13 protein-coding genes and 1 pseudogene are annotated in these 20,390 nt (G+C 73.1%); 7 read left to right on the top strand and 7 right to left on the bottom strand.

Annotated elements, in window-relative coordinates; all coding sequences use genetic code 11:
• Positions 1-57 precede the first annotated feature (57 nt).
• Positions 58-510, top strand: a pseudogene (locus ACGF12_RS30135) (universal stress protein); the annotation flags it as partial.
• A gap of 211 nt (positions 511-721) precedes the next feature.
• Here ACGF12_RS30135 and ACGF12_RS30130 read toward each other — a convergent pair.
• The 4 genes from ACGF12_RS30130 to ACGF12_RS30115 all read right to left on the bottom strand — a co-directional run bounded on the left by ACGF12_RS30130 (position 722) and on the right by ACGF12_RS30115 (position 7,227).
• Positions 722-1,912, bottom strand: coding sequence for an acyl-CoA dehydrogenase family protein (locus ACGF12_RS30130; protein WP_393036843.1), 1,191 nt, complete (start codon positions 1,910-1,912; stop codon positions 722-724).
• Positions 1,913-2,080: 168 nt separating this feature from the next.
• Entirely contained in the window at positions 2,081-3,076 is a 996-nt protein-coding gene (locus ACGF12_RS30125) for a hydroxymethylglutaryl-CoA lyase (RefSeq protein ID WP_393036840.1), read from the bottom strand.
• The gene (locus ACGF12_RS30120; RefSeq protein ID WP_393036837.1) at positions 3,073-5,343 is read right to left on the bottom strand and encodes a biotin carboxylase N-terminal domain-containing protein; all 2,271 of its coding nucleotides are present in this window, start codon (positions 5,341-5,343) and stop codon (positions 3,073-3,075) included. Before ACGF12_RS30120 ends, ACGF12_RS30125 begins: the two co-directional genes overlap by 4 nt.
• 171 nt (positions 5,344-5,514) lie before the next feature.
• Complete coding sequence (locus ACGF12_RS30115) at positions 5,515-7,227, bottom strand: carboxyl transferase domain-containing protein (protein WP_393036834.1); 1,713 nt, start codon at positions 7,225-7,227, stop codon at positions 5,515-5,517.
• A gap of 134 nt (positions 7,228-7,361) precedes the next feature.
• Here ACGF12_RS30115 and ACGF12_RS30110 point away from each other — a divergent pair, with 134 nt between their 5' ends.
• Complete coding sequence (locus ACGF12_RS30110; protein ID WP_393036831.1) at positions 7,362-8,015, top strand: TetR/AcrR family transcriptional regulator; 654 nt, start codon at positions 7,362-7,364, stop codon at positions 8,013-8,015.
• A 371-nt stretch (positions 8,016-8,386) separates the two neighbouring features.
• Positions 8,387-12,412, top strand: coding sequence for an ABC transporter ATP-binding protein (locus ACGF12_RS30105; protein WP_393036828.1), 4,026 nt, complete (start codon positions 8,387-8,389; stop codon positions 12,410-12,412).
• A gap of 105 nt (positions 12,413-12,517) precedes the next feature.
• Here ACGF12_RS30105 and ACGF12_RS30100 read toward each other — a convergent pair whose 3' ends face one another.
• The gene (locus ACGF12_RS30100) at positions 12,518-13,474 is read right to left on the bottom strand and encodes an ATP-grasp domain-containing protein (protein WP_393036825.1); all 957 of its coding nucleotides are present in this window, start codon (positions 13,472-13,474) and stop codon (positions 12,518-12,520) included.
• A 153-nt stretch (positions 13,475-13,627) separates the two neighbouring features.
• Here ACGF12_RS30100 and ACGF12_RS30095 point away from each other — a divergent pair, with 153 nt between their 5' ends.
• A complete protein-coding gene (locus tag ACGF12_RS30095; RefSeq protein ID WP_393036822.1) occupies positions 13,628-14,161 on the top strand; it encodes an NUDIX hydrolase in 534 nt (177 codons plus the stop codon).
• A 23-nt stretch (positions 14,162-14,184) separates the two neighbouring features.
• Here ACGF12_RS30095 and ACGF12_RS30090 read toward each other — a convergent pair whose 3' ends face one another.
• Together ACGF12_RS30090 and ACGF12_RS30085 are read right to left on the bottom strand one after the other, a co-directional pair.
• The gene (locus tag ACGF12_RS30090; RefSeq protein WP_393036819.1) at positions 14,185-15,453 is read right to left on the bottom strand and encodes a hypothetical protein; all 1,269 of its coding nucleotides are present in this window, start codon (positions 15,451-15,453) and stop codon (positions 14,185-14,187) included.
• Between the two features lie 127 nt (positions 15,454-15,580).
• Positions 15,581-16,690, bottom strand: a complete 1,110-nt coding sequence (locus tag ACGF12_RS30085; protein WP_393036816.1) for an ABC transporter substrate-binding protein — start codon at positions 16,688-16,690, stop codon at positions 15,581-15,583.
• 362 nt (positions 16,691-17,052) lie between these two features.
• Here ACGF12_RS30085 and trpS point away from each other — a divergent pair, with 362 nt between their 5' ends.
• The 3 genes from trpS (at position 17,053) to ACGF12_RS30070 (ending at position 20,021) form a co-directional block, all read left to right on the top strand.
• Positions 17,053-18,099, top strand: a complete 1,047-nt coding sequence (gene trpS, locus ACGF12_RS30080) for a tryptophan--tRNA ligase (RefSeq protein WP_393036813.1) — start codon at positions 17,053-17,055, stop codon at positions 18,097-18,099.
• Between the two features lie 195 nt (positions 18,100-18,294).
• The gene (locus ACGF12_RS30075) at positions 18,295-19,245 is read left to right on the top strand and encodes an LD-carboxypeptidase (RefSeq protein ID WP_393036810.1); all 951 of its coding nucleotides are present in this window, start codon (positions 18,295-18,297) and stop codon (positions 19,243-19,245) included.
• Positions 19,246-19,346: 101 nt separating this feature from the next.
• Positions 19,347-20,021, top strand: a complete 675-nt coding sequence (locus ACGF12_RS30070) for a nucleoside/nucleotide kinase family protein (protein ID WP_393036807.1) — start codon at positions 19,347-19,349, stop codon at positions 20,019-20,021.
• Positions 20,022-20,390 lie beyond the last annotated feature (369 nt).

The following is a 20,390-nucleotide window of genomic DNA, read 5'->3' as shown; positions in this document are numbered from 1 at the left end:
GGCGCCGAGCGTCCGGAGACGGTTCCCGGCGCCACCGGCGGGCACACCGAGCCGTCGGCACAGGAAGCGCCCGGACGCTCCCTGGACCCGGTGTTCCAGCACGGTGTCGTGGTCGGTTTCGACGGCTCGCTGTCGAGCGAGCGGGCCCTCGCCTACGCGGTCGGTATGGCCCGCCGATCGCAATGCGGCCTGGTGATCGTGCATGTCGCCAACCGCCTGCCGGCCACGGTTTGGGCGGGCTGCGAGCCGCCCGTCTTCGTCGATCTCCCCGACCACCGGACCGAGGTCCTCGGCCTGGAGCTCGCCTGCGCGGACTTCCTCACCGGGGTGCCGTGGATCCTGATCGAGCGGGGCGGCGACATCTGCCACGAGATCGAGGAGGTCGGCCGCGAGTACGCCGCCGACGCGATCGTCGTCGGCACGACGCACGGCCTGCTCGGCAAGCTCTTCGGCTCGGTCTCCGGACGGCTGGCGCGGCGGGCCAACCGCCCGGTGATCGTGATCCCTTGAGGACTTCCCGAGGAGCCCTGCGGAGCCGCTACAGACCCCCGCGCGGACTTTCGCGGGCTCTCGCGGACGTTCTCCCCTTCTCGCCTTTGCGGGTCGTCGCCTGATACCCCCTGATGCCTCCTCCACCATCGGCCACTCCTCAACACCATTTGCGGAGCGGTGTGTTGGCCCGGTGGACTCGGCTCAGGAGGTGACCATCAGGAAGTGATCGTCACGACGTGACGCCGAGCTCCCGGGCGATGAGCATGCGCTGAACCTCAGACGTGCCCTCCCCGATCTCGAGAATCTTGCAGTCGCGCCAGAAGCGGGCGACCGGGAACTCGTTCATGAAGCCGTACCCGCCGTGGATCTGGGTCGCCTCGCGGGCGTTGTCGACGGCAGCCTCGGACGAGTACAGCTTCGCGATCGCGGCCTCCTTCTTGAACGGTTCGCCGTGCAGCAGCCGGGAGGCGGCGTCCCGCCAGGCCAGGCGGGAGGTGTGGGCGCGCAGCTCCATGTCGGCAAGCTTGAACTGGATGGCCTGGTTGGCGCCGATCGGCCGGCCGAAGGCCCGGCGCTCGCCGGCGTACTTGACGGACTCGTCCACGCACCCCTGGGCCAGGCCGGTGGCCAGGGCCGCGATCGCGATGCGGCCCTCGTCGAGGATCCGCAGGAACTGGGCGTAACCTCGGCCACGCTCGCCCAGCAGGTTGGCCGCGGGGACGCGGCAGTCGGTAAAGGACAATTCGCGGGTGTCGGATGCGTTCCACCCGACCTTCGAGTACTTCTTCGAGACCTGGAACCCCGGGGTCCCGGTGGGCACGATGATGGAGGAGATCTCCCGTACAGGCGAGCGGAATTCGCCCTCTTCACTCGAACGAGCGAGCGGTTCGGTGAGCGCGGTGACGGTGACCAGTCCGGTGATGTCGGTGCCGGAGTTGGTGATGAAGCACTTGGTCCCGTTGATGACCCACTCGTCGGTGGTCTCGTCGTACCGCGCGGTCGTGCGGGTGGCGCCGGCGTCCGACCCGCCCTCCGGCTCGGTGAGGCCGAAGGCGCCGAGGAGCTCGCCGGAGGTCAGCCGGGGCAGCCACTCGCGCTTCTGCTCCTCGGTGCCGAACCGGTAGATCGGCATCGCGCCGAGCGAGACGGCGGCCTCCAGGGTGATCGCGACCGAGGAGTCGACGCGGGCGAGTTCCTCCAGCGCGAGGCCGAGCGCGAAGTAGTCGCCGCCCATGCCGCCGTACTCCTCCGGGAAGGGCAGGCCGAACAGGCCCATCCGCCCCATCTCCCGGACGATCTCGTAGGGGAACTCCTCCCGCTCGTAGAACTCGCCGATCTTCGGCGCCACCACGTCCTGGGCGAACTCGGCGACGGTGCGCCGCAGTTCCTCGTACTCGCTGCTGAGCCGGTGGTCGAGCATCTGATCCTCCTGGTGCCCGGCCGGGGTGGCCGCGGGCGTGAACGGGATGACCGCCGCCCGTCTGATGGTGTGACGGTCGCACGGTGTGGTTGAGGGATGAACGTGGTCCGTGGGGGGCGCCGGCCGGGCCGAACGGGCGGCCGGTGCCCGTCGATCGGGCCGGGCGGGTCAGCCCCGGGCGGCGCCGAGCAGCGCCTGGACGGTGCGGGACGGGCTCGGGCGGCCGAGGCGCTCGGCCATCCAGCCGCTGGTCGCGACCAGCGCGCGCAGGTCGACGCCGGTCCGGATGCCGAGCCCGTGCAGCATCCACACCAGGTCCTCGGTGGCCAGGTTGCCGGTGGCGCTCTTCGCGTACGGGCAGCCGCCCAGGCCGCCGGCCGAGGCGTCCACCGTGGTGACGCCCTCGCGCAGCGCCGCCAGGGTGTTGCTGAGCGCCTGGCCGTAGGTGTCGTGGAAGTGCACGGCGAGCCGGTCGGCCGTCACGCCGGCCTTCGCGAAGCCGGTCAGCAGGGCGCTGACCTGCCCGGGGGTGGCCACGCCGATGGTGTCGCCGAGGCTCAGCTCCGCGCAGCCCATCTCCAGCAGCTGCACGCCGTACCGGACCACCTGCTCGACCGGGACGGGCCCCTCCCAGGGGTCGCCGAAGCACATCGAGAGGTAGCCGCGGACCGCGACCCCGGCCTCGGCGGCCCCGGTCACGACCGGGCGGAACATCGCCATGGCCTCGTCCGCCGAGCGGTTGAGGTTGCGCCGGGCGAAGGTCTCGGTGGCGCTGGCGAAGACCGCGATGTCGGCGGAGTGGTGGGCGAGCGCCCGGTCGAGGCCGCGCTCGTTGGGCACCAGCACCGGCAGCCGCAGGCCGGGGTGACGCTCCGGCAGGTCGGCGAGCCGGGGCATCAGCTCCTCGGCGTCGGCGAGCTGGGGTACCCATTTCGGGTGAACGAAGCTGGTGGCCTCGACGGTCCGCAGCCCCGCGGCCGCGAGCCGGGCGATGAACTCCGCCTTGACCTCGACGGGCACCAGCGAGCTCTCGTTCTGCAGGCCGTCGCGCGGGCCGACCTCGTGGATCCGGACCTCCTCGGGCAGGCCGGGGGCTCGGACCGGGTCGGGCAGGCCCAGGTCGAGGGCGTCGGGGTCGTGGGCGACGGACTCCTGGGTGGTCACGACAGCACCTCCGCGGGCTCGGCGGCCTCCTCGGCCGGGGTGACCACGACCAGCAGGTCCTCCATCGCGACGGTGGCGCCGGCGGCGGCCCGCAGCTCGGCCACCACGCCGTCGTGCGGGGCGGCGATCACGTGTTCCATCTTCATGGCCTCCAGCACGAGCAGGGGCTGGCCCTTGCGGACGGTCTCGCCCGCCGTGGTCTTCACGACGGTGACGGTGCCGGGCATCGGGGCGGTCAGGGCGCCGTGGTGCGCGCCGGCCCCGGCGGCGCTCTCGACGGCCGGGTCGTAGGCGTGCAGCGGCCAGGCGTCGCCCTCGATGCCGAGCCAGGTCACCGGTCCGGCCGCCAGGCCGGGGGTGGTGTCGGTGGCCAGCGCGAAGGCGGTCTGCAGGCCGTCGACGGTCAGGTGCAGCCGCTCGCCGGCCAGGGTGGCGCGGGCGCGGTGGACAGGCCCGGCGTCGAGTCGGAGCTCCACCTCGCGGGTGAGCCCGGCGGAATTGTCAGTGGCGTCGGCTACGTTGCCCGCAGTGATCGAACGGATGCGCACCGACACCGGGTCCTGGCCGAGGGCACGGAGTCGGTGGGTGGTCCAGGCGGGGGCGCCGCCCAGGCGCCAGCCGGAGGGAAGGGAGAACGGGTCGGTCCAGCCGCCGGGGTCGGCGGCCGGGGTGAGTTCCAGGTGCCGTGCCAGCGCAGCCGCGTAGTAGAGGAGGTGGGCCGGTGTCGGCGGTTCGGCCGTTGGGGCGTCGGTTCCGTCTACGGGGCGGGTGGCGTCCGCGGCCCCGGTCGTGGCGGTCGCGTTCGACGGGACCGCGTTCGACGGGGAGTACGGCGCGGCCAGCAGGGCCGGCTGCTGCTGGGCCGTCTGTTCCACCAGGCCGGTGTCCAGTCGGCCGGCGACGACGTCGGGGTGGGCGAGCAGTCGGCGCAGGAAGCCGGTGTTGGTGGTGACACCCAGGATGCGGGTGTCGGCCAGCGCGGCGCGGAGCCGGCGCAGCGCGGTCGGGCGGTCGGGCCCGTACGCGATGACCTTGGCGAGCATGGGGTCGTAGGCGCTGGTGACGACGGTTCCGGGGGCGACCCCGGAGTCGACGCGGATGCCCTCGCCCCGGGGCTCGTCCAGGGTGAGGATGCGGCCGCCGGTGGGCAGGAAGTCGCGCTCCGGGTCCTCGGCGCAGATCCGGGCCTCGATGGCGTGGCCCAGGAAGGAGATGTCGGACTGGGTGAAAGTGAGCGGTTCGCCGGCTGCGACGCGCAGCTGCCACTCGACCAGGTCGAGTCGGGCTGAGTCGGGGCCGACGGCGACGGCGAGTTCGGTGACGGGGTGTTCCACCTGGAGACGGGTGTTCATCTCCATGAAGAAGAAGTCCCGCACCCCCTCAGCGGCGGAGGCGGGGGCGTCAGGGTCGATGCCGGGGACGATGAACTCCACGGTGCCGGCCCCGGTGTAGCCGCAGGACTCCGCGGCGCGGACGGCCGCGGTGCCCATCGCGGCGCGGGTCTCGGCATTGAGGAGAACGGAGGGAGCCTCTTCGATCAGCTTCTGGTGGCGGCGCTGCAGGCTGCACTCGCGCTCGCCGAGGTGGACTGTGGTGCCGCGGGCGTCGGCCAGCACCTGCACCTCGATGTGGCGCGGCCGGTCGATCCAGCGCTCCAGCAGCAGGGTGTCGTCGCCGAAGGCGGTGCGGGCGACGCGGCGGGCAGCGGCGATCTCGGTGGGCAGGTCGGCGCGGTCCCGCACCAGGCGCATGCCCTTGCCACCGCCTCCGGCGGAGGGCTTGAGCAGCACGGGGTAGCCGATCTCGTCGGCAGCGGCGACGAGCTCCTCGTCGGTGGGCGCGCTGGCCTGGCTGCCGGGGACCACCGGGACACCGGCGGCCCGCACGGCCTCCTTGGCGTTGATCTTGTCACCCATCAGCTCGACCGCACCGGGAGGCGGTCCGATGAAGACGAGGCCCGCGTCGGCGCAGGCGCGGGCGAAGGCGGGGTTCTCGGCGAGGAAGCCGTAGCCGGGGTGGACGGCCTGGGCGCCGGTGCGGCGGGCGGCGGCGAGGATCTGGTCGGTCCGCAGGTAGGTCTCGGCGGCCGAGCTGTCGCTGCGGTCGACCGGGCCGAGGCGGACCGCGACGTCGGCCTCGCGGACGTGCGGGGCGTCGGCGTCCGCGTCGCTGAACACGGCGACCGAGCGGACACCGAGCCGCCGCAGGGTGCGGATCACCCGCAGGGCGATCTCGCCGCGGTTGGCGACCAGAACTGTGTCGAACATGGGAGGCGATCCTCCGGGTCGAGGGGAGCCGTACGAAGGAGGTGGCGGTGGGCGGTCGGGGCGCCGGCCCGGAGGGTGGGCCGGCGCCGTGGGAGTCACACCCGGAAGAGCGGGGTCACATCGGGAGGCGCATCACGAGGGTCACACCACGAAGGGGCGCGGTGCGAGGCGTCACATGCGGAAGACGCCGTACGGCGCGGGCGGTGCCAGCGGGGCGTTGGCGCAGGCGGTGAGGGCGAGGCCGACGACGGTGCGGGTGTCCATCGGGTCGATCACGCCGTCGTCCCAGAGCCGGGCAGTGGCGTAGTAGGCGTTGCCCTGGCGCTCGTACTGCTCGCGGACGGGGCGCTTGAACTCCTCCTCCGCCTCGGCCGGCCACTCCTCGCCGTGCGCCTCCAACTGGTCGCGGCGGACGGTGGCGAGGACGGAGGCCGCCTGCTCGCCGCCCATCACGGAGATCTTGGCGCCCGGCCACATCCACAGGAAGCGAGGTGAGTACGCCCGGCCGCACATCGAGTAGTTGCCGGCTCCGTACGAGCCGCCGATCACCACGGTCAGCTTCGGGACGCGGGTGCAGGCGACGGCGTTGACCATCTTGGCGCCGTGCTTGGCGATGCCGCCTGCCTCGTACTGCCGGCCGACCATGAAGCCGGTGATGTTCTGCAGGAAGAGGAGGGGGATGCCGCGCTGGTCGCACAACTCGATGAAGTGGGCGCCCTTGAGTGCCGACTCGGAGAACAGCACGCCGTTGTTGGCGACGATGCCGACGGGGTGGCCGTGGATCCGGGCGAAGCCGGTGACCAGGGTCGCGCCGTACTCGGCCTTGAACTCGGCGAAGCGGCTGCCGTCGACCAGTCGGGCGATCACCTCGCGCACGTCGTAGGGCGTGCGCGGGTCGACCGGGACGGCCCCGTACAGGCCCGCCGGGTCGACGGCCGGCGGCTCGACCGGAGTGAGCGGCCACGGCTTGGCCGCGCGCGGGCCGAGCCCGGACACGATGGTGCGGACGATGGAGAGGGCGTGGGCGTCGTCCTCGGCCAGGTGGTCCGTCACGCCCGAGGTGCGGGAGTGGAGGTCGCCGCCGCCCAGTTCCTCGGCGGTGACCACCTCGCCGGTGGCGGCCTTCACCAGCGGCGGCCCGCCCAGGAAGATCGTGCCCTGGTTGCGGACGATCACGGCCTGGTCGCTCATCGCCGGGACGTACGCGCCGCCGGCCGTGCAGGAGCCGAGCACGGCGGCGATCTGCGGGATGCCCGCGGCGGAGAGCCGGGCCTGGTTGTAGAAGATCCGGCCGAAGTGGTCGCGGTCCGGGAAGACCTCGTCCTGCATCGGGAGGAAGGCGCCGCCGGAGTCCACCAGGTAGACGCAGGGGAGCCGGTTCTCCAGCGCGACCTCCTGGGCGCGCAGGTGCTTCTTCACCGTCATCGGGTAGTAGGTGCCGCCCTTGACGGTGGCGTCGTTGGCGACCACCACCACCTCGCGTCCGGCGACCCGGCCGATGCCGGCGATCACCCCGGCTGCGGGCGCGGCCCCGTCGTACATCCCGTCGGCGGCCAGCGGGGCCAGCTCCAGGAAGGGCGAGGCCGGGTCGAGCAGGGTGTCCACCCGGTCGCGCGGGAGGAGCTTGCCGCGCGCCGTGTGCCGGGCGCGGGCCTTGGCGCCGCCGCCCAGGGCCGCCGCGTCGAGCTTGGCGCGCAGTTCGGCGACCAGTGCATGGTGCGCCTCGGTGTTGGCTCGGTAGGCCGCGGAGCCCGGGTCGACGGAGGTGCCGAGCCGGGGAGCCGGAGCGGCGGCTCCCGGCGATACGGCACCCGGTGCCGCCGACGTGCCGTTCGCCGCGCTGAGCCGGACGCCGGAGAGGGCGCCGGTGGTTGAGATGACCATTCCCAAGAGCTCCCTTGCCCTCGGCAGCAGGTGGGCGGGCCGGATGCCGGTGCGCCCGTGGTTCCCACGTTAATTAACGTTAACTTACGCGCCCAGGTTAACGGTCGATAACCCGACTGTCTACGATGGGCAGCATGCCGAACGTCCCCGCAACCTCCGCGCTCCCACGCCGCGACCAGATCCGCCGGGAGGCCGCGCGACTGTTCGCCGCCCGTGGCTTCCTCGGCGTGGGCGTGGACGAGATCGGCAAGGCCGTCGGCATCAGCGGCCCCGGGCTCTACCGCCACTTCGCCGGCAAGGACGCGATGCTCGCCGATCTGCTGATCGGCATCAGTGAGCGCCTGCTGGAGGAGGGGCGGCGACGGGCGGGCGGCGGCGACGGCCCGTCCGCCGCGCTGGACGCGCTGATCAGCGGCCACGTCGACTTCGCCCTGAACGACCGCGACCTGATCACCCTGCACGACCGCGAGTTGCTGAACCTCAAGGAGGAGGACCGCCGCACCGTTCGGCGGCTGCAGCGCGGCTACGTCGAGCTGTGGGTGGACGTGGTCCGACAGGCCTACCCGCCGCTCGCCGGCCCCAGCGCCGAGCCGGTGGCGCGGGCCGCCGTGCACGCGGTCTTCGGCCTGATCAACTCGACCCCGCACAGCCTCGGCCCGAACCCGGCCCAGGGTGAGCGCGCCGGCCTGCGGCGCGACGGCATGGCCGCGCTGCTGCACACCCTCGCCCATGGAGCCTTCGCGGCCGCCGCCGACTCGGCGGCTGCCGGCGCGTCCGGGCGGGCCTGATGTCCGGGCGGGCCTGACGCCCGAGCGCCCCGGCGTCCGAGTGTCCCGGCGTCCAAGCGCTCCCGCGCCGGAGCGCTCCGGCCTCCGGGGCCCAGAGGTCGAAGCGCACCGCCCGCCCCCGGCCCTAGGTCCAAAGGAGGGCGCCTGCCCGCCCCCGGGTCGCTGGGCACCCGTCGGGCCGTCGGCGACCCTGGAGGGGCGACGGACTCACGAACAGCAACTGTGTTCGATCGGGAATCAGCGCAGGCCGCAGGCTGTTGCCCAGTCCGCCGGACCGGACGATCCGGGCCGCCCCGAAGCCCACTCCGGCCGCCCCGCGCGGCCGGAAATGCCATGGCGGCCACCCGACGAAATGGTTAGCATCCCTAAATATGCCCGAGACTCACGGATCCACGGTGGAGCAATCCCCGAGCGGCCCGGCGGCCCCCGAGCCGCCCGCGGACACGCTCGTCGAGCAGCAGACCGAGCCGCCCGCCGACGCGCCCGCCGAGACGAGCGGCTGGCTGCGCCGACTGATCGGCTACAGCTGGCGGTCCCGGCGCAGCCTGCTGCTCGCCTTCGGCGCCTCGCTCGTCGGCATGGCCGTCACCGCGCTGGTGCCGCTGGTCACCAAGCTGATCATCGATGACGTCATCGTCGCCCACACCCGCTCGCTGACCCCGTGGGCGGTGGCGCTGCTGCTCGCCGCCGTCGTGGTCTTCGGCTGCACCCAGGTCCGTCGCTACTACGGCGGTCAGCTCGCCCTCGATGTCCAGCACGACATGCGCAGCGACCTGTTCCGCTCACTCGGTCGGCTCGACGGCCACCGCCAGGACCGCCTGGACACCGGCCAGGTGGTCGGGCGCGCGACCTCCGACCTCCAGCTGATCAACGGCCTGCTCTCGATGCTGCCGATGATGACCGGCTACCTGCTGATGTTCGTCATGTCGCTGGCCGTGATGCTCTGGCTGTCAGCGCCGCTCACCCTGATCGCCCTGGTCATGGCCCCCGCGCTGTGGTGGGTCAGCGTGCTCAGCCGCAAGCGACTGTTCCCCGCCACCTGGGCCGCCCAGCAGGAGGCGGCCGCCGTAGCGGGCGTGGTGGACGGCGCGATAGGCGGCGTCCGGGTGGTCAAGGGCTTCGGTCAGGAGGCGCAGGAGCGGGACAAGCTGGAGCAGGCCTCCCACAACCTGTTCGCCGCCCGGCTCCGGTCGATACGCCTCAACGCCCGCTACAACCCGGCGATGCAGGCGATCCCGGCCCTCGCCCAGGTCGCGGTGCTGGCCTTCGGCGGTTGGCTGGCCGTCGACGGACAGGTCTCGCTCGGAACCTTCGTCGCCTTCTCCACCTACGTCGCGCAGATGACCGGCCCGGTGCGGATGCTGACCATGGTCATCACGGTCGGCCAGCAGGCCCGGGCGGGCGTCGAGCGCGTCCTGCAGCTGATCGACGAGCGCCCGCTGGTCCAGGAGCGCCCGGACGCTCTCACCCTGGACCTCACCCGCGACAGCACCCCGGACAGCAGCCCCGACCGGACCTGGAAGGACGGGGCCCGGAAGGCCGGGACGCGGAAGGCCGGCAATCGGGAGACCGGAGGCCGGGAGGCCGGAACCCCGACCGGCACCACCGTCGGCCCGCGCACCCCCGAGGTCGCCCTGGAGTTCGACCAGGTCGAATTCCGTTACGACCCCGAGCACCCCGCCCCCGTGCTGCACGGCCTCAGCCTGCAGCTGGCCCCCGGCGAGACCCTCGCCCTGGTCGGCGCCTCCGGCTCCGGCAAGTCGACGGTGGCCCAGCTGGTGCCCCGCTTCTACGACCCGGCCGCGGGCGCCGTCCGCCTCTACGGCCACGACCTGCGCGACCTCACCCTGGACTCGGTCCGCGCGGCGGTCGGCATCGTCCCCGAGGAGAGCTTCCTCTTCTCGGAGTCGGTCCGCACCAACATCGCGTACGGCCGCCCGGACGCCACCGACGAGCAGATCGTCGCCGCCGCCCGCGCCGCCCAGGCCGACGAGTTCGTGCGCGCGCTGCCGGACGGCTACGAGACCAAGGTCGGCGAGCAGGGCCTGACCCTCTCCGGCGGCCAGCGCCAGCGCATCGCCCTGGCCCGGGCGATCCTCACCGACCCCGGGATCCTGCTGCTGGACGACGCCACCTCGGCGGTGGACCCGCAGGTCGAGGCCGAGATCCACGATGCGCTGCGCTCGGTGATGACCGGCCGCACCACCCTGCTGATCGCCCACCGCCGCTCGACCCTCCAGCTCGCCGACCGGATCGCCGTCCTGGACCGCGGCCGGCTGCTGGACATCGGTACCCACGAGGAACTCGAAGCCCGATGTCCCCGGTACCGGGCCCTGATCACCGACCCCGAGGCCGGCCGCACCCCCCAGCCCGCGCCCCAGCCCGCGCCCCGGCCCCAGCTCGAACCCCAGCCCGACCAGCCTGACCACCCCGACCGCGCCGAACAGGACGGCCGGAACGCGCAGGACGGCCAGAGCGGCCCGGCCGAGCAGAGCCCCGCTCCCGTGGCCGCCACCCCCGCCCTGGCCAAGGCGGCCCGCACCGCCGACCCCGACCTGATGGCCAAGGTCGCCGCCCTCCCGCCGGCCGCCGACACCCCCGCCGTCCCCCGCGCCGAGGCAGAGGCCGGCGACCCCGACTTCACCCTCGGCCGCATGCTGCGCCCCTTCCGCACCCCGCTGGCCCTGGCCTTCCTGCTGGTCGCCCTGGACGCGGCCGCCGGTCTGGTGCTGCCGGTGCTGATCCGGCACGGTATCGACGAGGGCGTCCGCAAGGGCCTGATGGCCGGCGTCGCGGTGGCCTCGATCACCGCGCTGGTCGTGGTCCTGCTGGACTGGGTGGTGCAGAGCGCCGAGAACCGGGTCAGCGGCCGCACCGGCGAGCGCGTGCTCTACATCCTTCGGCTCAAGATCTTCGCCCACCTCAACCGGCTCGGCCTGGACTACTACGAGCGCGAGCTGACCGGCCGGATCATGACCCGGATGACCACCGACCTGGACTCGCTGACGTCCTTCCTGCAGACCGGCATGGTCACCGCCGTGGTCAGCCTGCTGACCTTCGCCGGGATCTTCGTCGCCCTGCTGATCATCGACGCCGGCCTGGCCCTGGTGGTCTTCGCCGTGCTGCCGTTGCTGGTGATCGCCACCCTGGTGTTCCGCAAGAAGTCCAAGGACCAGTACGAGCGCTCCCGTGACCTGATCAGCACGGTCAACGCCGACCTGCAGGAGAACGTGGCCGGCATGCGGATCGTCCAGGCCTTCCGTCGGCTGGACACCAACACCGACCGTTTCGTGGCCCGGGGCGTCGCCTACCGCGAGGCCAGGGTCCGCGCACAGTTCTACATCTCGCTGTACTTCCCGTTCGTCCAGTTCCTCTCCAGCGTGGCCGCCGCCCTGGTGCTGATCGTCGGCGCCGCCCGGGTCGACGCCGGGACGCTGACGGTCGGGGCGCTGGTCGCGTACCTGCTCTACATCGACCTGTTCTTCGCCCCGGTCAACCAGCTGTCCCAGGTGTTCGACGGCTACCAGCAGGCCTCGGTGGGCCTCGGTCGGATCCGCGAGCTGCTGCGCACCCCGACCACCACCGCCGAGGCCGCCGATCCGGTTCCGGTGCCCGAGGGGCTGCGCGGCGAGATCTCCTTCGAGGGCGTCGGTTTCGCCTACAACGGTGGCGCGGACGGTGCCCCGGAGGTGCTGAGCGGCGTGGACCTGCACGTGCCCGCCGGTCAGACGGTGGCGCTGGTCGGTGAGACCGGTGCCGGCAAGTCGACGCTGGTCAAGCTGGTCGCCCGGTTCTACGACGCGACGGCCGGCACGGTCCGGGTGGACGGTGTCGACCTCACCCGCTACGACCTGGCGCAGTACCGCCATCGGCTGGGCGTGGTGCCGCAGGAGGCGTACCTGTTCGCGGGCACGGTCCGCGAGGCGATCGCGTACGGCCGGCCGGACGCCTCGGCAGCCGAGGTGGAGGCGGCGGCTCGGGCGGTCGGCGCGCACGACATGATCGTCCGGCTGTCGGGCGGTTACGACCACGAGGTCGCGGGCCGTGGGCGGAACCTTTCGGCGGGCCAGCGCCAGCTGATCGCCCTGGCCCGGGCCGAACTGGTCGACCCGGACATCCTGCTGCTGGACGAGGCCACCGCGGCGCTCGACCTGGCCACCGAGGCGGTGGTCAACCAGGCCGCCGACCGGCTCAGCGGCGGTCGCACCACCCTGGTCATCGCGCACCGCCTGACCACCGCCGAGCGTGCCGACCGGGTGGTCGTGCTGGACCACGGCCGGGTGGTCGAGGACGGCACCCACACCGAACTGCTCGCCCGGGGCGGCGCGTACGCCCGGCTCTGGCAGGCGTTCATCGCGGACGGCCACCCGGCGGCCGAGGCGGTCGCCGCCGGGTAGGCCGTCGGGCCCCGGCCGAAAGCCGCCCGGCCCCGAAGCAGTTCGAACCGAAAGTGGTTCGAAGCGAAAGTGGTTCGAAGCGAAAGCCGCCTGACGGCGAAGCCGTCAGGCGGCGATCAGCGAGGCCAGCAGCCCCGAGGCGTCGATCCCGCGCGGCAGGTCGCTGACCTGCCCGTCCCCGACCTCGACGACTCGCCAGCCGGAGCCGTCGGCCCGGCTGGCGAGGTCGGTGGTGACGAAGCGGCAGCCGAGTCTGCGCACCAGCGCGGGAACGTCGGTCAGGTCGGGCTCGACCTCCTGGTGCGGGGCGTCCGGGTGCGGCCCGACCAGGATCGGCCGGCCGTCCAGCCACCACACCCGGGCCTCCACGGCCCGCCGGTCCGCACCGTCCGCGTGGTCAGGTCCACCGTTCGCGCGGTCCGACCCGCCGTCCGCCTGGCCTGCCCCGCCGCCCGCGCGCTCGAACTCCTCGTACCGCCGCAGCACCACCCCGCCGGTCAGGAACTCGCCCTGGAGTTCGACGAACCGCCCGACCACCCGGCCGACGGCCGCCAGGTCGGCCAGCTCCGGCACGTAGCAGGCCTCGTGCCATTCGTGCTTGCGCGACTTCACATAGTCCTTGACGATCGCCGGCCCGCTCCCGCCGAGCCGGGCCGCGGCCGCGGCCAGTTCCTCCGGTCCGGGCGCCGCCGCCCCGGCGGTCGGGATCCAGACGCTGGGCGGGGTCGCCCCCTCGAACGCGCCGTACCAGCCGGGCAGTTCGTGTGCCGCCGCGTAACCGGGCGCGCTGGTCAGCGGGTTGCCGCCGCGGTCGGTGAGTGCGCTGGCGAACTCGGCGTACCGGGCGGAGGGGAGCATCCAACCCCGGTACCAGAGCGGGCCGCTGTCGTGGGGCACCCGCCGGACCGCCTCCTCGGCGTGCCCGGCGAGCAGCGCGTCGTGGTCGACCAGGTGGTGCTCGCCGCCCAACTCCCGCAGCATCCTGGCCTCCCAGGTGAAGTGCGGGTCGGGCCGGCGCGGGTTGAGCGGATCGGCGGGGAAGAGGATCGCGGGTACGGACATGGCGGCCAGAGTACGGCCGGCGGGCCCGCCCAGGCGCGCGCCTCGGCGCCGATCGGCGCCCGATCGGCGCAGGGCGTGGTCCAGCGGTTCAAGTGCGGGGCCAGGCCGATGAATCCGCTCGACGCCCTGGTCGAGCGCTGTCAGAGTGTCCCGATGCGAAATCTGCTGCGACCCCGTAAACGCGTTCCCCGGCAGGCCGCCCGGACGGTGGTGCTGGACGAGACCGGCTCGGTGTTCCTGCTCCGTTCGGACAACGACGAGGTCGGCGTCCACTGGACCATGCCGGGCGGTGGACTGGAGCGGGGCGAGAGCCCGTTGGCCGGTGCCCGGCGCGAGCTGTGGGAGGAGACCGGCTGGACCGACCTCGAACCCGGCCCGTTGCTCTGCACCCGGGAGCACGACTTCACCTGGCACGGCACCCCGGTCCGCCAGCACGAGCACATCTACCTCACCAGCGGACCGCACCGCGGCCCGGTCGGCGACGTCAGCGCGGTGCACGCCGAGGATCGGATCCTCGGCTGGCGCTGGTGGACCCCGGCCGACCTCGCCGACGAGAACGCCGACGCGCTCTGGCCGCCCCGGCTCCCGGAGCTGCTGGAGACGGTCCGCGCGGGCTGGGCGGTCGACGGACTCCCTCCGGTACCCGTCGACCTCGGCTACGTCCCGAACGCCCCGGTCGCCCGTTAGCCCGACCGGGCTGACCGGCTCCGCTACCCGCGCCCGCCGCGCCGACCCCGCCCGGCGGCGGGGCCGGACTCCCAGCCGTGCAGGTCCAGCTCCCGGTCGTGCAGGGCCCAGGGGTTCATCATCACCGTCAGCTGGGCATCGGCCAGTTGTTCGACGGTGAGCCCGGTCTCGGCGAGCAGCTGCTCGGTCGACACCGAGACGGCGATGGCGGGGCGCCAGGAGGGCAGCACGATCAGGCTGGTGCCGCGTCCGACCCGGATCGGCTCCGCCGCCGCCCGGACCGGCGTCCGTTCCTCCGAGCGGCCGACGGCGTCGGGCTGGCCCGGGCTGCCGCCGATCAGGATGCCGAGCGGGGGTTCGGTCCGGGACACACCGGCCCCTGCTCCGGTTCCGGTCCGGGCTCCGGACGAATCCCCGAAGGAAGTCCCGAAGGAAGTCCCGAAGAAAGCGTCGGACGAAGCCCCGGACGGAGCTCCGAACGCGCCCTCCACCGCAGCGGCCGGGGGCGCGTGATCGGCCACCGCCCCCGTTGCACCGGTCGGTTCACCCACCCACCCCGAACCGCGCGGCTCAGTGCCCGCCGGGTCGGTCACGGCCGTCTCCCGTGCGGCCGCCTCCTGCCCGGTCCGGTCGGCCTGCGGGTGCATCCGGCGCAGTCGGCGCGAGGGCGACGGCCGCCGGGAGCCGAAGCTCCGTACCTCCTCGCGGGCCGAACGCGGGGCGGGCGCGGGCCGGTTGGCCTCCGCAGGCGTCGCCGGCTGCTGCTGGAGCCGTACGAACCCCGGCCCGGTGTCGCCCGCGGGGGCGTCCTGCCCGGCGGGGTCGTCCCCGGCCTCCTCGCCGAGCAGTGCCCGCACCTCCTCGACGGGCCGTCGGCAGGCGGCCGCCAGCTCGGTCAGCGAGCGCCCCTCGGCGCGCGCGGCCCGCAGCCGGTCGGCGAAGGCGGCCCGCAGCCGCGCCGTCGTCGGATCGCCTTCCGCCGCGGCCGGGGCGGCGGTCGCGGCGAGGTACGCCTCGGTGTCCTCCGCGGTGCGCGGCCGCGGCACCGAGTCGTGGCGGGCGGTGCAGCCCTGCCGGGTCGCGCCGGTCGGGGCCGCGCCGCCCTCGGCCGCCGCGGCGATCGAGCAGATCAGCGTGGAACGCGGGTCCGGCACGGCCGGCACGGCCGGGGCGGCCGGGGCCGTCGTGACGGCCGTGCCGGTCGGTACGGCGGCCGGCGGTGAGGAGCCGGCGCCGTCCGCGGGCGGGCCGGGCAGGGCGGGGTCGGTGGCGGCGGGATGGTGCGAGGTCATCGGCGGGCCCTTCGGGGGACGGTCTCGACGATCCTCCCGCACCGCGCGACCAGCTCCAAGCGTCAATCCCGGGCGTGTGCGCGCGACCACCGAGAGATCATCGCCGCCCCCTACCGGGCGTATCGGCTCAACTGCCGGGCGCGACGAAGCCCTTGAGGTCGGCGAGTGCCGCGTTCGCCGCCGTGACGCCGAGCCCGAGGAACCAGGTCTCGTCCGAAACCGGCCGGGCCTGACCGGACTTGACCGCGCCGAGGGTCTTCCAGAGCGCGCCGCCGAGCACCGCGTCCTGGCTGGTCGAGCCGGGGCTGCCGTACACGCCGTAGACGATCCAGTCGGCGTCGGCCTTGTCGATCTGCTCCGGGCTGACCTCCACCGCGAGTTCCTTGACCTGCTCGATCTTCGGCTGCGGCAGCGGAACGTCGGTCAGGATGGTGCCGATGAAGGACAGCTCGGCGTAGAGCCTGGTGCGGCCCGGCATGAAGCGCAGCGGAGTGACGGTGGGCCGCTTGTCGCCGAGCTCGGCGCCGATCGCGGCGGCGGCCGCCCGGTACGCGTCGAGCTGTGCCTTGGCCTCGGCCTCCAGGCCGAACGGGCTGGCGTTGAGCAGGAAGTTCTGCTTCCAGGGGTAGCCGGGGCGCAGCGAGAAGACGGTCGGCGCGATCTTGGACAGCTGTGCGTACTGGTCCTGGGCACGTAGCTGGCTGCCGAGGATCAGGTCGGGCTTGAGCGCGGCGATCGCCTCCAGGTTGAGGCTGTTGATGGTGCCGACGGCGGCGGGGTTGCCGGCCTTGTCCTTGAGGTAGGGCGGCAGGGACTTGGAGGCGTCGGTGTGGACGACGCCGACCGGCTGGATGCCGAGCGAGACGACGTTGTCCAGCTCGCCGGTGTCCAGCACCACGACCCGGATGGGCTTGGCCGGGATGACGGTCTCGCCCATCGCGTGCTTGACGGTGCGCGGGTAGACGCCGGGGGCGGCGTCGGTGCCGAAGCCCGTCATCTTCTCGATCACGGTGGCGTAGTCGTCGCCGCCCTGCTTGACCGACTTCTGGTCCGGCGACGAGCCGCTGCCCGGGCGCGTGCCGCTGCCGCCGGTCCCGCCAGATTCGCCGGAGCCGCCGCAGGCGGTGAGCAGCCCGCCGAGGCCGAGCACGACGGCGCCGGTGACCCCGGCGGTGAGGAAGCGGCGGCGGGTGGGGGTGTGGGGGACGAGGGTCGGGCCGTCGGAGTCGGGGGCCACGCGACGCTCCTTCACGGGTCGGGACAAGTCGGTCATGGTTAGGTGAGGCAAACCTATCCTGCCGCTCGCCGTGACCCTGGTAGGCGGAGCTTGTCGGGGGGTCAAAAGCCATCGTGCCGGCAGAGGCCGGTGCCGTCGGGGCGGGGGCTGATACCGGCAAAAGCCGGTGCCGCCGAGGAAGTGCCGCTATCGTTGAACGCATGAAGCGCTTCACGGGCCTGTGCTGGTGGCCGTCCTAGGACGGCCACCTCATTCGCCTGACCAGGGCCGTCCGGGATGGACGGCCCTGCTGCGTTTCCCCTGCGGGACGGGCCCCTCGCCCCGGACGGCCGACACCACCGCCGTACCGAGGGAGAACCCCGATGACCACCGCCACCGCCGTGTCCGACCTGACCGCCTCGGACCCGATCGCCGACCCGGCCGCCCACCGCGTCCTCACCGGTGACCGCCCCACCGGCCCGCTCCACCTCGGCCACTACTTCGGCACCCTGCAGAACCGCGTCCGCCTCCAGGACCGGGGCGTCGAGATGTTCGTGCTGGTCGCCGACTACCAGGTCATCACCGACCGAGACCTCGCCGACCGGCTCGCCGAGCACACCGAGAACCTCGTCCTCGAATACCTCGCGGCCGGCCTCGACCCCGACCGCGCCACGATCTTCGCGCACAGCGCCGTCCCCGCCCTCAACCAGCTGCTGCTGCCCTTCCTCAGCTTGGTCAGCGTCGCCGAACTGAGCCGCAACCCCACCGTCAAGGACGAGATCGCCCACTCCAGCCAGGCAGCCGTCAACGGACTGATGTTCACCTACCCCGTCCACCAGGCCGCCGACATCCTGTTCTGCAAAGCCGACCTCGTCCCGGTCGGCCAGGACCAGCTGCCCCACCTCGAAGTCGCCCGCACCATCGCCCGCCGCTTCAACGAGCGCTACCCGCACACCGACGGCAGCACCGTCTTCCCCCGGCCCAAGGCGCTGCTCTCCGACGCTCCGATGCTGCTCGGCACCGACGGCGGCAAGATGAGCAAGAGCCGCGGCAACGCCGTGTCCCTCGGCGCGACCGAGGACGAGACCGCCCGGATCATCCGCGGCGCCAAGACCGACGTCGAACGCCGCATCAGTTACGACCCGGCGAACCGCCCCGAGGTGTCCAGCCTGGTCCTGCTCGCCGCACTCTGCCAGGAACGAACCCCCGAGGCGATCGCCGAGGAGATCGGCGACGGCGGCGCCGCCGCGCTCAAGCGCACCGTCACCGAGTCGGTCAACGAGTACTTCCGCCCGCTGCGTGCCCGCCGCGCCGAACTCGCCACCGACCGCGGCCACCTGCGGCAGGTCCTGCGCGACGGCGCGGCGCGGGCCAACGCCATCGCCGACGCCACCCTCGCCGAGGTGCGGGAGGTGATGGGGGCGATCTGAAGAGTCCTCAGCCGACCGGTCCGGGGCTGCCCGACCCGAGGGGTCCCCGACCCGGGTGGTCTCCGACCTGCGGAGTCCTCGGGCCGTCGACCGGTGGACATCGGCCGGTCGAGGCGGGGGCATATCGTCACCGGGCGGCCTCGACCTCACCCGAGGCCGCCCGCAGCCCCACTCCTTCCCCGAAAGGCCCGGCCCATGGACCAGAACCCGACCACCCCCGGTCAGGGACTGACCCGCCCGCCGCACCTGCGCCCCGGCGACCACATCGCCGTCGTCGCCCCCAGCGGCCCGATCGACCCCGCGCGACTCACCGCCGGCTGCGAGATCCTCCGCTCCTGGGGCCTGCGCGTCACCGTCGCCCCGCACGTCCTCGACACCCACCCCACCCTCGGCTACCTCGCCGGTACGGACGCCGACCGCGCCGCCGACCTCCAGGACGCTTGGCTCGACCCCACCGTCGACGCCGTCATCTGCGCCCGTGGCGGCTACGGCGTACACCGCATCGTCGACCTGATCGACTGGACCGCGATGCGCGCGGCGCGACCCAAGCCCTTCATCGGCTTCAGCGACGTCAGCTCCCTGCACGAGGCCTTCGCCCAGCGGCTCGGCCTCGTCACCCTGTACGGGCCGTTGGCCGCCGGCGCCTCCTTCGTGGACGACGGCCCCACCGCGGAACACCTGCGCCGGACCCTCTTCGACCCCGCCTCCACCACCGTCCTCACCTCGTCCACCGCCACCGCGCTCGTCCCCGGCCGAGCCCGCGGCGTCACTGCCGGAGGATGCGTCCACGTCCTCGCCGCCGAGCGCGGCACGCCCGCCGCCCGCCCCTCCTATGCGGGCAGCATCCTGATCCTCGAAGACGTGAACGAGCACCCGTACCAGCTCGACCGCCTGCTCACCCAGTTCCTCCGCTCCGGCGCCCTCGACGGCGTGGCCGGCATAGCCCTCGGCTCCTGGGAGGGCTGCGGACGCCCCGAACGCGTCCGGGACGTGATGCTCGACCGCCTCGGCGGCCTCGGTGTGCCGGTGGTCTGGGAACTGGGCTTCGGCCACTGCCCGTCCACCCTCACCGTCCCGCTCGGCGTCCCCGCACTGCTGGATGCCGACGCCGGCACCCTCACGCTGGATCTGCCGGCCCTGTCCTGAACCGTCCTTCCCACAAGCCGTCCTCTCCTCAGCTGTCCTCTTCCTTGGCCGTCCTCTCCTCAGCCGTCCATCGGGCCCGGACGGGTGAGTAGGGTGCGGCCATGAACGAGGACCGCCTCACCGCCCTTGCCCTCGGATTCCTCCGCGGCCCGGGCAGCAACGCCCGCACAATCCTCGGACTTGCCGGTCCGCCCGGCGCCGGCAAGTCCACCCTGGCGCGCCACCTGGTCGCCGAGGTCGAACGCGTAGAAGGCCCCGGCACCGCGGCGTACGTCCCGCTCGACGGCTTCCACCTCTCCACCGCCCAGCTCGACCGGCTCGGCCTGACCCACCGCAAGGGCGCCCCGGCCACCTTCGACGCCCACGGTTACCTCGCCCTGTTGCGCCGCATCGCCGCCGACCGCTTCCAGGACATCTACGTCCCCGACTTCGACCGCACCCTGGACGAGCCGGTCGCCGCCCGCCACCTCGTGCGTCCGCACACCCGCCTGGTCATCACCGAGGGCAACTACCTCGCGTCCGGTGACACCCCCTGGCCGGACGCCCGCCGACTGCTGCGGGAGCTCTGGTACGTCCACACCGACGATGCCGTCCGCGAGGAGCGACTGCTGCGCCGCCACCGCGACGGCGGCCGGGACGAGGCCACCGCCCGCCAGTGGGTCGCGGGCAACGACCATCCCAATGGCGAGTACGTGAAGCCGGGCCGTGTGCTCTGCACCCGGACCGTCCCCGGGACCGGTTTGCCTGAGGCGCCAGAGAGGGGTAGTGTTCTCTAGTCGCTCGGCAGGGAGCACCGGACACGCATCGGCGCGGACGGTCCCGGGGCGGCCAATCCTCTGAAACACCTTTCCGGTTCGTGCCGGTCGTTTTCGCGTTCTCGCGGTGCGGCTCGGTGCTCATTCGGCGCACGCGTTTTATTGGATTGCGGTCGATTCGCTTTTCGGAGCGGGGATCGGCTAGAGTTTGAAACGTCGAACGGGGCGTCAAATCCCGGAAGACACCGGCGAGTTGGATGAGCGAAGCCCCGGAAACGGAGCGGAAAGCATCTGGTAAGCTGGAAACACGAAAGAACGAAGCGCCCGGAGGGCCCGCTGGAAGGCGGTCCGAAGGAAGCGTCCGTTCCTTGAGAACTCAACAGCGTGCCA

This window comes from Kitasatospora sp. NPDC048296, from assembly GCF_043201815.1.
Taxonomy (GTDB): Bacteria; Actinomycetota; Actinomycetes; order Streptomycetales; family Streptomycetaceae; genus Kitasatospora.
This window is presented reverse-complemented; position numbering and strand designations above follow the sequence as displayed.

What these genes read in the sequence shown, in the direction of transcription:
- ACGF12_RS30075 (WP_393036810.1), top strand. Translation starts at nt 18,295, where the DNA reads ATGGACCAGAACCCGACCACCCCCGGTCAGGGACTGACCCGCCCGCCG.
- ACGF12_RS30115 (WP_393036834.1), bottom strand. Translation starts at nt 7,227, where the DNA reads ATGGTCATCTCAACCACCGGCGCCCTCTCCGGCGTCCGGCTCAGCGCG.
- trpS (WP_393036813.1), top strand. Translation starts at nt 17,053, where the DNA reads ATGACCACCGCCACCGCCGTGTCCGACCTGACCGCCTCGGACCCGATC.
- ACGF12_RS30090 (WP_393036819.1), bottom strand. Translation starts at nt 15,453, where the DNA reads ATGACCTCGCACCATCCCGCCGCCACCGACCCCGCCCTGCCCGGCCCG.
- ACGF12_RS30100 (WP_393036825.1), bottom strand. Translation starts at nt 13,474, where the DNA reads ATGTCCGTACCCGCGATCCTCTTCCCCGCCGATCCGCTCAACCCGCGC.
- ACGF12_RS30130 (WP_393036843.1), bottom strand. Translation starts at nt 1,912, where the DNA reads ATGCTCGACCACCGGCTCAGCAGCGAGTACGAGGAACTGCGGCGCACC.
- ACGF12_RS30095 (WP_393036822.1), top strand. Translation starts at nt 13,628, where the DNA reads ATGCGAAATCTGCTGCGACCCCGTAAACGCGTTCCCCGGCAGGCCGCC.
- ACGF12_RS30110 (WP_393036831.1), top strand. Translation starts at nt 7,362, where the DNA reads ATGCCGAACGTCCCCGCAACCTCCGCGCTCCCACGCCGCGACCAGATC.
- ACGF12_RS30105 (WP_393036828.1), top strand. Translation starts at nt 8,387, where the DNA reads ATGCCCGAGACTCACGGATCCACGGTGGAGCAATCCCCGAGCGGCCCG.
- ACGF12_RS30120 (WP_393036837.1), bottom strand. Translation starts at nt 5,343, where the DNA reads ATGTTCGACACAGTTCTGGTCGCCAACCGCGGCGAGATCGCCCTGCGG.
- ACGF12_RS30070 (WP_393036807.1), top strand. Translation starts at nt 19,347, where the DNA reads ATGAACGAGGACCGCCTCACCGCCCTTGCCCTCGGATTCCTCCGCGGC.